Here is a 13,370-nt window from a genome sequence, read left to right on the forward strand (position 1 = left end):
GCGCCGGGGGCTGGTGACGGCCGCGCCCGACGGGCGGACATGACGACGGGCCGGGGCAGATGCCCCGGCCCGTCGTCGTGCGATCGGTGGATCAGTCGTGGTCGATGTGCTCCGGGTCGCGCATGAAGGTGCGCTTGCCGTAGACCGCCCGGTTGACCACCCAGGTGATCGCCCAGAGGACGACACCGACGGCGAGCAGGCCGCCGGCGATCTCGTACTGCTGCTGCTGCTCCTCGCTACGGGCCCACGGACCGGCGAGGAAGGCGCAGAGCACGGCGCCGATGACGGGCAGGACCGTCGGCGCGTTGAAGTGCGCGCGGCCGACGTGGTCGCGCCGCAGCACGAGGACGGCGATGTTGACGACGGTGAAGACGCACAGCAGGAGCAGCGCGGTGGTGCCGCCGAGCAGCGAGACCGTGCTGGCGCCCTCCTCGCTGCCGTTGGCCCGCACGACGTAGGTGATGAGGCCGAAGGCGAGGACGGTCGTGAAGACGATCGCCAGCCACGGGGTCTGGCGGCCGCGGTGGACCATGCCGAGCGGACGCGGCAGCACCTCCTGGCGCGCCATGCCGTAGACGAGCCGGCTGGCCATGAGCATGTTGATGAGGGCTGAGTTCGCCACGGCGAACATGCCGATCCACGGGAAGATCTTGTCGAAGGGGATGCCCGGGGCTCCCGCGGCGACGACCTGGGTGAGCGCCGAGGGCTTCTCCGGGTCGATGAGCGAGCCGACCGGCACGAGCGCGACCGCGGTGATCGCGACGAGCACGTAGATCAGACCGGTGATGCCCAGGCCGGTGAGCATGACCTTCGGGAAGATCCGCACGGGGTCCTGGGTCTCCTCGGCCATGTTGACCGAGTCCTCGAAGCCGACCATCGCGAAGAAGGCCAGCGAGGTGGCCGCCGTGACGGCGAAGAAGGTGGACTTGTCGCTCGGGCTCTCGAAGACGACGACCCGGCTGAAGTCGGCCTTGCCCTGGGTGACGGCGTAGAGACCGATGAAGATGATGAGGAGCAGACCGGAGAGCTCGACGAGCGTGAGCACGACGTTGGCCTTGACGCTCTCGCCGACGCCGCGGAAGTTGATCGCCGCGACGAGGGCCATGAAGCCGAGCGCGATGAGCAGCAGCGGCGTCGAGCCGGCCGCCCAGTCGGCACCGATCCCGTCGCGCAGGAAGCCGGCGAAGGCGTTCGACGCGGTGGAGGCCGAGGTGATGCCCGAGCACATGACGGCGAAGGCGACGATGAAGGTGACGAAGTGGATGCCGAAGGCCTTGTGGATGAAGGTGGCGGCTCCACCGGCCTGCGGGTACTTCGTCACGAGCTCGAGGTAGGAGAAGGCGGTGATCGTCGCGACGACGAAGGCCGCGAGGAAGGGCGCCCAGGCGGCGCCGCCGACCTCGGCCGCGACCTGTCCGGTCAGCGCGTAGACGCCGGTGCCGAGGATGTCGCCGACGATGAAGAGCAGGAGGAGCTTGGGCCCCATCACCCGGCGCAGCTCGGTGCGCTCCTCCCCGGTACCGGGGTCCGACGTGGCGGTCTCGGACATGTGGCCTCCCAGGTGTGCGTGCTCGCAGACGGACGTCCGGAGTGTGGCTAACCGTGGCCCAGATCACCGGTCGGGGCAACAACGTCGCGCCCGGCGTGTCGCACTCGTGACCCCCACGGTGGCCGAGCCCTTCGCTGGTCGAGGTGCGAAGGGCGCGCAGCGCCCGAGCCTCGAGACCACCGGTCCCGACGAAGGGGGTCTCGAGGCTCCCCCGTCGCACCTCGACCACCGAGGGCTCCACCGTCGCACCCCGACCCGCCGGGACTGATGCCCCGTCGCGGGGGCTCAGCGGGACACGACGCGCAGGGTGGCGAGGGTGGGGTCGGCGGCGTAGGCGATGCGGACCCCTGCCCGCCGCGCCTGGTCGAGCGCGTCGAGGCTGTCCTGGGTCACGAGCTCACCAGGGGCGAGCACCGGGATGCCCGGCGGGTAGGGCGCGACGAGCTCGGCGCACACCCGGCCCACCGCCGCGGCGAGCGGCACCGCCTCCTCCGGGGCGAACCACGCCGCCCGAGGAGACATCGCGACGACCGGCTCGACGCGGTACATCGCCGGCCCGGTGACGGCGCGCGGCGCGCCCCGGTGCCTGCTCAACGACGCGAGGAGCGCGTCGCCCAGCGGCTCGAGCGTCGAGGCGTCGTCGGCGAGCGAGACGACCGCGACGAGCACGTCGCGGTCGGCGGACTCGACGGGCATGCCCCGGGCGATGAGGTCGGCCTCGACGGCGTTGCCGTCGACCCCGGCACCGGAGAGGACGAGGGTGAGCTTGAGCGGGTCGACGTCGGGCCCGTCGAGCACGACGAGCCCCTCGACCCCCCGGAGCCGGTCGCGCACCCGCGCCGTGCCCTCGATCGCGCGACCGAGCAGCTCCCCGCCGTCGCGCTCCAGCAGCGCCCTGGCGGCATCGGTGCTCGCGAGCACCGCGCCCGCGGGGCTTGTCGTCGCCCCGGCCTCGACCGCGGCGTCGAGCCGGGCCGGGTCGACCCGCTCGGTGCGGGCGAGGACGAGGGCGGCCTGGCTCCACGCGGGCAGGGTCTTGTGCGCGCTCGTCACGACGAGGTCGGCCCCCAGCTGCAGGGCGTGCCGCGGCAGGTCGGGGTGGAAGCCGAAGTGCGCGGCCCACGCCGCGTCGACGACGAGCGGCACGTCGTGCTCGTGGGCGACCGCGGCCAGCCCGGCCACGTCGCCGGTCGTGCCTACGTACGACGGGTCGCCGACGAGGACTGCGCGAGCCCGGGGGTGCTCGGCGAGCGCCCGGCGCACGCTGGACGGCGACACCCCGGCCGGCAGCCCCGTGGTCGCGTCGACATCGGGCCGCACCCACACGGGCGTGAGCCCGGCGAGGACGAGCCCGACGAGCACGGAGCGGTGCAGGGTCCGGCTGACGACCACCTCGTCGCCGTCCCCGGCCACGGCGAGCACCGCCGCCTGGTTGGCGTGCGTCGCGCCGCCGGTGGAGAAGCGGCACACGTCGGCTCCCCACAGCCGCGCGGCCCGCCGCTCGGCCTCGACGAGCACGCCCGTCGTGAGCTTCATCGTGTCGAGGCCGGCGTAGAGCGGCACGTCACCGGCGACGACGTCGCCGACGAGATCGGTGCGCTGCTTGTGGCCGGGGATGGTGAAGGGCGTGGGCGGGTGCTCGCGCTGGCGCAGCCACGCGTCGAGCAGGGGGGCGTCGGCGCGCAGGCCGCGGGGGTCAGCCGGCATCGCGCGCCCACCCGACGAGGACGTCGCCGAGGGTCCTGGCGAGCGCGCGCACCTGACCCAGGTCGACCCACTCGTCGACGGCGTGGAGCCCGCCGCCCGACGGCCCGCACACGAGCGTGGGGCACAGCTGCTGCCACATCGGCGCCTCCATCCAGTACGGCGCGTCGAAGGTCGCTCCCGTGCCGAGCGCCCCGCCCAGCCGTCGCGCGAGGTCGGCGGCCGGCCCGTCGGCGTCCAGCCGCCAGCCGTCGCGGTGCGCGACGAGCTCGGCGGTCGCGCTCCACGCGGGGTCGAGGAGCGCCCGGACGTCGTCGAGCGCCTCCTCGCTCCCCCGGTCCGGGGGCAGCCGCATCTCGACGACGCACGACGCACGGTCCGGGACGACGAAGGGAGACGACCCCCCGCTGACGACGGTCACCATGAGGTCGCCGCCGGCCGCGCGCACGGCGTCGGCCCGTGCGTCCACGGCGTGCAGGAGCCGACCGAGGTGGGTCACGGCATTGACGCCGAGCTCGGCCTGAGAGCTGTGCGCGGCGCGCCCGGGCAGCTCGACCCGGACGACGGCGAAGCCGCGCAACGAGCGGCACAGGGCGAGGTCCGTGGGCTCGGCGACGAGGCACACGTCCGGCCGGACGTCCCGGTGCCGCAGGACGTCGATGACGGCCTGGCTGCCGAGGTTCGCGTCCTCCTCGTCGGCGACGAGCGCGAGGACGGGTCGCACCGGCGCCCCGGAGGCGACGAGGTGCTCGGCCACCGCCACGACCGCGGCGATGCCGCCCTTCATGTCCGCAGCGCCGCGCCCGAGCAGCCGGTCGCCCTCGACCCGCGCCTCGAAGGGCGCGTCCATCCCGCTCACCCCCACGGTGTCGAGATGCCCGTTGAGCACGACGGTGGGCAGGTCCGCGCCACCTCGGGGCATGGCGAGCAGGCTCGGCCGGTCGTCCAGGCCCGGCGCCGGGACGACGGTCGTCACCAGACCGGCGGCCTCGAGCCGGTCGCGCAGGTGCGCGACCACGCGCCGCTCACCCGCAGCTCCGGGCACGAGCCCCGGGTTGACGCTGTCGACGGCGACGAGCTGCTCGAGCAGGGCGACCGCCGCGGGCCCCGGGTCCGTCATGGCCTAGGCGTCGATGCGCTCGCGGTCGAGCTCGCTGGCCGAGGAGACGATGAACTCGCGACGCGGGTCGACGTCCTTGCCCATGAGCAGCTCGAAGACCTCGGCGACCGCGTCGACGTCGGCCAGGGTGACCCGGCGCAGCGTGCGGTAGGCGGGGTCCATCGTCGTCTCGGCGAGCTGGTCGGCGTCCATCTCGCCCAGGCCCTTGTAGCGCTGGATGGGCTGCTTGATCGATCGGCCCTTCTTCTGCAGGCCGGCGAGCGTCGAGCGCATCTCGGCCTCGGAGTAGGTGTAGATGAGCTCGTTCTTCTTCGACCCGGGGTGCACGACCTCGATGCGGTGCAGCGGGGGCACCGCGGCATAGACCCGCCCGGCCGCGACGAGCGGCCGCATGTGGTTGAAGAAGAGGGTGAGCAGCAGCGTGCGGATGTGGGCGCCGTCGACGTCGGCGTCGGTCATGATGACGACCTTGCCGTAGCGGGCCGCGTCGAGGTCGAAGGATCGCCCCGAGCCGGCGCCGATGACCTGGATGATCGAGGCGCACTCGGCGTTCTTGAGCATGTCGCCGATCGCGGCCTTCTGGACGTTGAGGATCTTGCCCCGGATCGGCAGCAGCGCCTGGAACTCGCTGTTGCGGGCCTCCTTCGCCGTGCCCATCGCCGAGTCGCCCTCGACGATGAAGAGCTCGGTCGCCTCGACGTCGTTGCTGCGGCAGTCGCGCAGCTTCGGCGGCAGGGTCGAGCTCTCGAGCGCGTTCTTGCGGCGCTGCGTCTCCTTGTGCACCCGCGCGCTGATGCGCGACTTCATCTCGGCGACGACCTTCTCGAGCAGCTGGGCGGACTGCTGCTTCTCGCCCCGCTTCGTGCTCGTCAGCTGCGCCGTGAGCTCGGTCTCGACGACCTTGGCGACGATGGTGCGCACCGCCGACGTGCCGAGCACCTCCTTGGTCTGGCCCTCGAACTGCGGCTCGGCGAGGCGGACGGTGACGACCGCCGTCATGCCGGCGAGCACGTCGTCCTTCTCGACCTTGTCCGAGCCGACCTTGAGCTTGCGCGCGTTGACCTCGAGCTGCTTGCGGAAGACCTTGAGCAGCGCCTGGTCGAAGCCGGTGAGGTGGGTACCCCCCTTCGGCGTCGCGATGATGTTGACGAAGCTCGACACCCGGGTGTCGTAGCCGGTGCCCCACCGCAGCGCGATGTCGACACCGCACTCGCGCTCGACCTCGGTCGGGGACATGTGCCCCGAGGCGTCGAGCACGGGGACGGTCTCGGTGAAGGTGCCGCTGCCCTGGAGCCGCCACACGTCCGTGACCGCAGGGTCGGGGGCGAGGAAGTCGACGAACTCGGCGATGCCGCCGTCGTGGACGAAGACCTCCTCGACCGGGCCGTCCTCCCCCTTCGTCCCGGGCAGGCGGCGCTCGTCACGGATGACGAGGGTGAGCCCGGGCACGAGGAAGGAGGTCTGCCGGGCCCGGGCGACGAGCGCGTCGTAGTCGAAGCCGGACTCGGTGGGGAAGATGTGCGGGTCGGCCCAGTAGCGGATCCGGGTGCCGGTGGCGCCCCGCTTCGCCTTGCCGACGACGGCGAGCTCGCTGCCCTTCTCGTACGGCGTGAAGTCGTGCTCGGGGTCCTTCGCGCCCTCCGAGCCCGCGACGTCGGAGAAGACACCGGGCTCGCCGCGGCGGAAGGACATCGCGTAGGTCTTGCCCGCCCGGTCGACCTCGACGTCGAGCCGCGCCGAGAGCGCGTTGACGACGGAGGCGCCGACGCCGTGCAACCCGCCGGACGCGGTGTAGCTGCCCCCGCCGAACTTGCCGCCCGCGTGCAGCTTGGTGAAGACGACCTCGACACCGGTGAGCCCCGTGCGCGGCTCGATGTCGACGGGGATGCCGCGCGCCTGGTCGCGGACCTCGACGGAGCCGTCACGGTGCAGGACGACGTCGATCCGGTCGCCGTGGCCGCCCAGGGCCTCGTCGACGGCGTTGTCGATGATCTCCCACAGGCAGTGCATGAGACCGCGGCTGTCGGTGCTGCCGATGTACATGCCGGGCCGTTTGCGGACCGCCTCGAGCCCCTCGAGCACCTGGAGGTGGTGCGCGGTGTAGTCCTGGGCGGTCTTGCTGCTCGCCCTCTTGGCGGCGGTCCTGGTCGCGGCTGGCACGGGGTCGGTACGTCCTTCGGCTCGGTCGGCGGGGTGGATGCGTCCGCCACGTGCAGGGTAGTCCGGCCCCTCTGACAACCCGAGCAGGCGCGCGAAGGGGGACCCTCGGCCACCCCTCGGCGGTCACCTCGGCCGGCCCCTCGACGGCGCGGAGCCGTCCCGGAGCCTGGACAAGGGACGCGCCTCACGCGGCCGATGCCCCTCGGGAAGGGATCGGCGTGCTTGACTGTTGGACACCTCGAGACCCCCCGGTCTCGAGCAAGTGTCACCGAAAGAAGGAACGACGTGAACGCGACCCTGGTCTCTCCCCTGACCGCGGCCGACCGCTGCGACCGCTGCGGGGCTCAGGCCTACGTCCGCGCCCGGCTCCACGCCGGCGGTGAGCTCTTCTTCTGCGCCCACCACGGACGTGAGCACCTGCCCAAGCTGCGCGACCTGGCCGACATCGACGACCAGAGCGAGCGACTCGAGGTGACGCCGGCTCTCGCCGCTGACGACGAGCGCTGAGCGTGACCGGTCTGCTCGACCTGGCCGGCGTGGCACCTGATGCCACGCCGGCCGCTCTGTGGCTGCTCGTCCCCCTCTTCGCCGTGGGGGTCTTCGGGATCGTCTTCCCGATCCTGCCCGGCCTCATCATCTGCCTCGGCACGGTGCTCGTCTGGGCCCTCGAGGTCGGCGGCACCCGCGCCTGGGTGACCTTCGGCGTCGCCGCCGCGATCTACCTGCTCGCCGTCGTGCTCCAGATCACCATCCCCGGCCGCAAGATGAAGGCCGAAGGGGTGGGCGGGGCCACCATCCTCCTCGGTCTCGCGGCCGCGGTCGTCGGCTTCTTCGTCGTCCCGGTCGTCGGGGCGCCGCTCTTCTTCGTCGCGGGGATCTACCTCGTCGAGCTCTCGCGCTACCGCGACGGCCAGCGGGCGTGGGCCGCGACCCGCTCCGCCCTCAAGGGCGTGTTGCGCAGCATGGGTGTCGAGCTGAGCGCCGCGATGCTCATCGCGATCACCTGGGGCGTCGGCATCGTGAGCCACTCCGTCTGAGCCGCAGGGCGGCCCGTCCACCCGACCCGCACGGCAGAACGGTCGCACGACGCGCACGAGCCGGGCCCGACAGGGCCCGGCTCGTCGTGCGTGTGCAGCAGGCGAGGCTGCCGAGGTGATCAGCACCCCCTGGTGATCAGCACCTCCTGGTGATCAGTACCCGCTGCCGCCGTGACGGCGCTGCTCCCAGCGCTGCTCGAGACGCTGCATGAAGGTCCCGGACTTCTGGGGGCGGGCGGCCCGACCGGGTCGTGCGGCCCCCTTCGCCGGTCGTCCTGTGCGTGCACCCCGGGGGACGCGACCGCCGGGCTTGCGCGGGGCGGCGAGCGAGCCGTCGGCCTGCACGGCCTGGAGCCCGCCCTCGCGGCGCGGCGCCAGGGCCACGGCGAGGGAGGCGACGATGACGACGAAACCGACGACGCCGACCCACACCGAGGTCGAGACCCCGAGGAGGACGAGGCCGAGACCGGCGACGACGCCGACGGCGCCGATGATGCGACGGCGGCGCAGGTCACCCCCGAGGGGCCCGCCCTTCATGCTCGTCGCGAAGCGTGGGTCCTCCGCGTAGAGGGCCTGTTCCATCTCCTCGAGCATCTGCTGCTCGCGCTCTGACAGAGCCACTGATCCTCCTGCACGTCTGCGACCCACGACCTTGGTCGGTACCGATCAGTCTAGGTCGCGCTCGCCGCTCGTGGTAGACCGGCCACCCCTGATCAGGCTGGCGGGCTGCACGCTGCCCGTGCCGAAGCGCGCGGAGGCCCTGTCCACCGCCCGGTCCGCGTCGCGCCAGCCGTGCTCGGGCTCGTCGAGCAGACCCTGGACAGGGGTGCTCGCAGAGTCGCTGAGCCCCTCGACCCGGACCCCGACGAGACGGATCCGCGCCTTCTGCACCCCCTGGCCGTCGTAGAGCTCGCGGGCGACGGCGTAGATGTCGCGGCTGACGTCGGTCGGGGTGGACAGCGAGCGCGACCGGGTGATCGTCGTGAAGTCCGAGAAGCGCACCTTGATGCTCACCGTGCGCCCGACGAGGGCCTGCGCACGCAGACGTGCGGCAGCCTTCTCCGCCAGGCCGAGGAGCACCCGGCGCACGACCTCCGGGTCGCCGACGTCGCTGGAGAAGGTGCGCTCGTGCCCGATGCTGCGCTCGCGGTGCACGGGCTGGACGTGGCGCGGGTCCCGGCCCCACGCGAGGTCGTGCAGGTGGGCGCCGGTCGCGGCGCCGAGGTCGCGCACGAGCTGCTCGCGCGGGGTCCGGGCGATGTCGGCGACGGTGCGCAGCCCGAGCCGGGCCAGCGTCTCCTCCGTGCGGTCGCCGACGCCCCACAGCGCGCCGACGGGGAGCTGCTGGACGAAGTCGACGACCTCGTCCGCCGGCACGAGCAGTACCCCGTCGGGCTTGGCCAGGCCGGACGCGAGCTTGGCGACGAACTTCGTGCTCGCGATGCCGACGGAGCAGGTGATCCCCTGCTCGGCCCGCACCTGGGCACGGATCCGCTCCGCGATCGCCGTCGGCGCCCCGAGCAGGCGCGTGGCCCCCGAGACGTCGAGGAAGGCCTCGTCGAGGCTGATCGGCTCGACGAAGGGGGTGATCCCCTCGAAGATCCGCATGACCCCCTTCGAGACCGCGGAGTACTCGTGGTGGTCGGGGGCGAGGACGGTCGCCCGGGGGCACAGCCGTCGGGCCCGGACCATGGGCATCGCCGAGGTCACGCCGAAGGCGCGGGCCTCGTAGGTCGCCGACAGCACGACGCCGCGCTCCCCCCCGCCGATGATCACCGGGGTCCCGACGAGCTCCGGGTGGTGGCGCAGGGTGACGGAGGCGTAGAAGGCGTCCATGTCGACGTGCATGACGCCGCAGCCGGTCTCGTCGAGCGGGCGGTCGTGCGGGCGCTCGGGGACCCGGAACTGCCGCCGGCTCATCGCCGTGCACCCCGGATCACGCCGTCAGTCCTTGCGGGCGAGGGCGTGCAGCTGCGAGCCGAGGTGGCTGAGCACCGAGCGCTCCTCGTCGGCGACGCTCGCCTGCTCGAGCGCGAGCACGTCGGCGCGGTCGGCCTCGGAGTCGAGCAGCGCCCCGGGCACGAGGTCGCTGAAGATCCGCACGCCGTGGATCGCCTCGACGGTGAAACCGGCCCGACCGAGCCGGGCCACGACGTCGCCCTGGTCGAAGCGACGCGGCATCGGGTCGCCGCTCCCCCAGCGCCCGTCCGGGCTGGCGAGCGCGGCCCGGGCCTGGTCGAAGCGACCGGCGAGCGCCCGGGCGACGACGGCGGCCAGGCGCTGCGCGGTCACGAGGCTGAGGTAGCCGCCGGGCGCGAGGACGTCGGCGATCCGGCACAGCGTGGTGTCGGGGTCGTCGACGACCTCGAGGGTCCCGTGGCAGCACACGAGGTCGACGCTGCCGGCGGCGAGCACCTCCGAGAGGGTGTCGGCGTCGCCCTGGACGGCGCTGATGCGGGCCGAGGCGCTCGACTCGGCGCTGCGCCGTCGCAGCGAGGCGAGAGCGTCGGCGCTCGGGTCGACGACGGTCACGGTGTGCCCCTGCTCGGCGAGCGGCACGGCCAGCCCTCCGGTGCCACCTCCGAGGTCGAGGACGCGCAGGGCACGACCGAGCTCGCGCTGCCGCTCGGCGGTCAGCGTGGAGACCTCGGACCACACGGCGGCGGTCCGCAGGTTGCTCTCGACCCCCCGGCGGCGGGCGGGTCGGCGTTCGTCGCTCACGGTGCTCCCTTCGTGCGCCACGGGTGCGGCACGTGGATGCCCCAACCCTAGTTCGGCCCGGGCCACGGGTGCGACCACCCCGCGGGCGGGGTCATGACGCCTCGGCGTCCTCGACCCGCCCGGCGCCGCCCGGGCCCGTCGCGGGCAGACCGGTGCTGCTCAGGCTGACGGGCACGAGGGTGGCGGGCAGGCTCGGCGCCGGCAGCCCGAGCGTCGCCGCGGCGACGAGGAGGAAGTCCTCGCCCGCGCGCAGCAGGTCGTCGACCCCGCGGACGTCGTGGGGAGGTCGACGCTCGGCCCGCTCGAGGTGCGCCGCCCACTCCGAGAGCTCGGGGGCGACCCGTGCGAGCACCTGCCACGTGCTGCTCGGGCTGCCCGCCGCCTGGCCCGGGCGCCCGCGCGCCGCGAGGACGGCCGCCGCCACCCGCAGCGTGCCGAGCCGGGTGGCGGCGAGCCGCTCGGGGGCCTCGCGCACCCAGTGCGCCTCGGTGAGGGCGTCGGCGGCGTCGGCGAGGAGCCGGCCGACCTCCTCGATGTCTGCCATGCCGTGCACGACCACCCTCAGCCCCGCGCCGCCACGAGCGACCAGGCGACGGCCGCCCCGCCGTCCTCGCGGTCCGCCCGCAGGTCGAAGACCTCGTCAGCGCCTCGGCCCGAGCTCGCGCAGACCCGCCAGACCTCGCCGCGGCAGTCCTCCTGCCAGCGGTCGACGACCCGGCTCACCCGGTGGAGGCGCCCCCTCCACAGGAAGGCCCGGGGCGCTCCCCCGTCACCCAAGGAGTCACCGCCCGGGGCCCCTCGCACCTCGATGCTCTCGCCCGCCACCCGCGTCGTCACCGCGTCCTCCGCTCGTCGCCGTCACCCGTGATCGAACACCTGTTCGAACTGGTAGCCACACTAGCGCGGGTGACGTCGAGGTGGTCAAGCCCACCGGGGCGCGGGGGCGGGGCGTGCGCCGAGCGGTCGCTCAGGCGCGCAGGTGCGAGAGGTTCTGCAACACCTCGAGGCTCGCCGTCGAGCGGTTCATCGTGATGAGGTGCAGGCCCGGGGCGCCCTCCCCGAGCATCCGGTCGGCGAGCTCGGTGGCGATCTCGACGCCCACGGCCCGCACCGCCGCGGGGTCGCCGTCGACGGCCTGGAGGCGGTCGACGACGGCCGCGGGCAGGGGCGTGCCCATGAGCTGGGCCATCCGCCGGATCTGCTTGACGCTCGTCACCGGCATGAGACCGGGGGTGATCGGCAGGTCGCGACGGGCGGCGACCTCGTCGCGCAGCCGCAGGTAGGACTCGGCGTCGAAGACCATCTGGGTCACGGCGAAGCTCGCGCCGGCGTCGGCCTTGCGCACGAGGGTCTCGACGTCGTCGCGCAACGAGGCAGAGCTCGGGTGCACGTCGGGGAAGGCCGCGACGCCGACCTCGAAGCCGCCGACCTCGCGCACGAGGGCGACGAGGTCCTCGGCGTGATCGAGCCCCTGCGGGTGGGCGGTCCACTCGCCGCCGGGGTCACCGGGCGGGTCGCCGCGCAGGGCGAGGACGTGGTCGATGCCGGCGGCGGCGTACCCGGCGAGCACCTCGCGCAGGTCGTCGACGCTCTGGCTGACGCACGTGAGGTGCGCCATCGCGGTGAGCGAGGTGCGCTGACCGATCTGCTCGGTGACGCGCAGCGTGCGGTCCTGGCTCGAGCCGCCCGCGCCGTAGGTCACCGACACGAAGTCGGGGGCGAAGGGCTCGAGGCGCGCGATCGCCTCCCACAGCACCGCCTCGCCCGCGTCGTCCTTGGGCGGCATGAACTCGAAGCTGATCGAGGGACGCGTCGAGGAGAGCCGCTGCGGGATGGTCCCGCCGGGTGCGCTGGGCGACGTCATGGCGGCGACGATAGCCCGCGGGCCTGCCCGTAGGCTGGCGCGTACCTGCTGCTGAGACCGCCGCCGACGTCGCCGCTCGCAGCACCGACCGCACCGCCCGACCCCACCCTCGAGGAGCCGACGTGCCCGACCCCTTCGCCGCCGACCTGCGGGGCCGGGTCCAGGCCCAGCTCGACGCCGAGATCGCCCGTCAGCAGCGTCATCTCGACGAGATGGGTCCGGACGTCGCCGACCTCACCGACGCGATCAGCTCGCTCGTGCGCGGCGGCAAGCGGCTGCGCGCCGCCTTCGCCTACTGGGGCTGGCGCGCGGGGGGCGGCGAGGACGGGCACGTGCCGGTGGCCCTCGCCTCGGCGATGGAGCTCTTCCAGGCCGCGGCCCTGCTCCACGACGACGTCATGGACGACTCCGACACCCGCCGCGGCGCCCCCGCGGCGCACCGGGCGCTCGCCGCCGCGCACGCGCAGCGCGGGTGGCGCGGCGACGCCGACCGCTTCGGCCTGTCCGGGGCGATCCTCGCCGGCAACCTCTGCCTCGACTGGTGCGACGACCTCGTCGTGCGCTCGGGCCTGCCGGCCGACCGTCTCGCCGCGGCGTGGGAGGTCCTCGAGCGGATGCGCACCCAGCTCATGGCCGGCCAGTTCATCGACGTCGTCGAGTCGATGCAGCCCTGGTCGGCCGCCGACGGCCCGGAGCGCGTCGAGCGGGCCCGGCGCGTGCTGCGCTACAAGAGCGCGAAGTACTCCGTCGAGCACCCCCTGCTCATCGGCGCGGCCGCCGCGGGAGCCTCGCCGGCGACGCGCGAGGCGCTCTCGCGCCACGGGCTCGCCCTCGGCGAGGCCTTCCAGCTGCGCGACGACCTCCTCGGCGTCTTCGGCGACCCCGACGAGACGGGCAAGCCGGCCGGCGACGACCTGCGCGAGGGCAAGCGCACGGTCCTCGTCGCCCGGGCCTGGCTGGCCGCCGACGTCGCGCAGCGGGCCTGGCTCGAGGAGCACCTCGGCGACCCCGATCTCGAGGACGCGCAGGTGGCGCGCTTCCGCGAGCTGCTGACGAGCACCGGCGCGGTGGCCGAGGTCGAGGCCGAGATCACCCGGCTGGTCGACGCCTCCCGCACCGCCCTCGACGAGGTCTCGGGCCTGCCGGGCGCGCGGCCGGAGGCGGTCGAGGCCCTCGCCGAGCTCGTCGAGCTCGCCACCGCGCGCACCGCCTGAC

The 13,370-nt window shown here is 73.9% G+C and carries 13 protein-coding genes; 3 read left to right on the top strand and 10 right to left on the bottom strand.

Annotated features, from left to right (window positions below; all coding sequences use genetic code 11):
- Nucleotides 1-91: 91 nt before the first annotated feature.
- From LIV55_RS02090 to LIV55_RS02105, 4 genes are all read right to left on the bottom strand, one after another.
- On the bottom strand, nt 92-1,549 hold the full coding sequence (locus LIV55_RS02090) for an APC family permease (RefSeq protein WP_123091914.1): 1,458 nt from the start codon (nt 1,547-1,549) through the stop codon (nt 92-94).
- A gap of 285 nt (nt 1,550-1,834) precedes the next feature.
- Nucleotides 1,835-3,256 (bottom strand): aminotransferase class I/II-fold pyridoxal phosphate-dependent enzyme, encoded by a 1,422-nt coding sequence (locus tag LIV55_RS02095; protein ID WP_229299037.1) that lies wholly within the window; start codon nt 3,254-3,256, stop codon nt 1,835-1,837.
- Nucleotides 3,246-4,373 carry a M20 family metallopeptidase gene (locus LIV55_RS02100; RefSeq protein ID WP_229299038.1) on the bottom strand — a complete coding sequence of 376 codons (1,128 nt, stop codon included), beginning with the start codon at nt 4,371-4,373 and terminating at the stop codon, nt 3,246-3,248. The genes LIV55_RS02095 and LIV55_RS02100 overlap by 11 nt, the downstream gene beginning before the upstream one ends.
- Nucleotides 4,374-4,376: 3 nt before the next feature.
- Nucleotides 4,377-6,533, bottom strand: a complete 2,157-nt coding sequence (locus LIV55_RS02105; RefSeq protein ID WP_191564013.1) for a DNA gyrase/topoisomerase IV subunit B — start codon at nt 6,531-6,533, stop codon at nt 4,377-4,379.
- A gap of 285 nt (nt 6,534-6,818) precedes the next feature.
- Between LIV55_RS02105 and LIV55_RS02110 the strand changes: the two genes are divergently transcribed.
- Both LIV55_RS02110 and LIV55_RS02115 read left to right on the top strand, forming a co-directional pair.
- Nucleotides 6,819-7,040, top strand: a complete 222-nt coding sequence (locus LIV55_RS02110) for a DUF7455 domain-containing protein (RefSeq protein WP_123091918.1) — start codon at nt 6,819-6,821, stop codon at nt 7,038-7,040.
- Between the two features lie 2 nt (nt 7,041-7,042).
- On the top strand, nt 7,043-7,570 hold the full coding sequence (locus LIV55_RS02115) for a DUF456 domain-containing protein (protein WP_229299039.1): 528 nt from the start codon (nt 7,043-7,045) through the stop codon (nt 7,568-7,570).
- Between the two features lie 153 nt (nt 7,571-7,723).
- Here LIV55_RS02115 and LIV55_RS02120 read toward each other — a convergent pair whose 3' ends face one another.
- From LIV55_RS02120 to metF, 6 genes are all read right to left on the bottom strand, one after another.
- Nucleotides 7,724-8,191, bottom strand: coding sequence for an SCO2097 family morphological protein (locus tag LIV55_RS02120; RefSeq protein ID WP_229299040.1), 468 nt, complete (start codon nt 8,189-8,191; stop codon nt 7,724-7,726).
- Between the two features lie 45 nt (nt 8,192-8,236).
- Complete coding sequence (locus LIV55_RS02125) at nt 8,237-9,490, bottom strand: DNA polymerase IV (RefSeq protein WP_191564015.1); 1,254 nt, start codon at nt 9,488-9,490, stop codon at nt 8,237-8,239.
- A gap of 24 nt (nt 9,491-9,514) precedes the next feature.
- Nucleotides 9,515-10,291: a methyltransferase domain-containing protein gene (locus LIV55_RS02130; RefSeq protein ID WP_123092002.1), complete on the bottom strand. Its 777-nt coding sequence runs from the start codon at nt 10,289-10,291 to the stop codon at nt 9,515-9,517.
- 91 nt (nt 10,292-10,382) lie between these two features.
- Entirely contained in the window at nt 10,383-10,835 is a 453-nt protein-coding gene (locus LIV55_RS02135; RefSeq protein WP_229299041.1) for an SAV_6107 family HEPN domain-containing protein, read from the bottom strand.
- 17 nt (nt 10,836-10,852) lie between these two features.
- On the bottom strand, nt 10,853-11,128 hold the full coding sequence (locus LIV55_RS16810; protein WP_308012863.1) for a DUF6504 family protein: 276 nt from the start codon (nt 11,126-11,128) through the stop codon (nt 10,853-10,855).
- A 130-nt stretch (nt 11,129-11,258) separates the two neighbouring features.
- Complete coding sequence (metF, locus tag LIV55_RS02145) at nt 11,259-12,155, bottom strand: methylenetetrahydrofolate reductase [NAD(P)H] (RefSeq protein WP_123091922.1); 897 nt, start codon at nt 12,153-12,155, stop codon at nt 11,259-11,261.
- A 122-nt stretch (nt 12,156-12,277) separates the two neighbouring features.
- Here metF and LIV55_RS02150 point away from each other — a divergent pair, with 122 nt between their 5' ends.
- Nucleotides 12,278-13,369 carry a polyprenyl synthetase family protein gene (locus LIV55_RS02150; RefSeq protein WP_229299042.1) on the top strand — a complete coding sequence of 364 codons (1,092 nt, stop codon included), beginning with the start codon at nt 12,278-12,280 and terminating at the stop codon, nt 13,367-13,369.
- The last annotated feature ends 1 nt before the right edge of the window (nt 13,370 follow it).

The sequence above is a fragment of the Janibacter melonis genome (assembly GCF_020567375.1).
GTDB classification, from domain to species: domain Bacteria; phylum Actinomycetota; class Actinomycetes; order Actinomycetales; family Dermatophilaceae; genus Marihabitans; species Marihabitans melonis.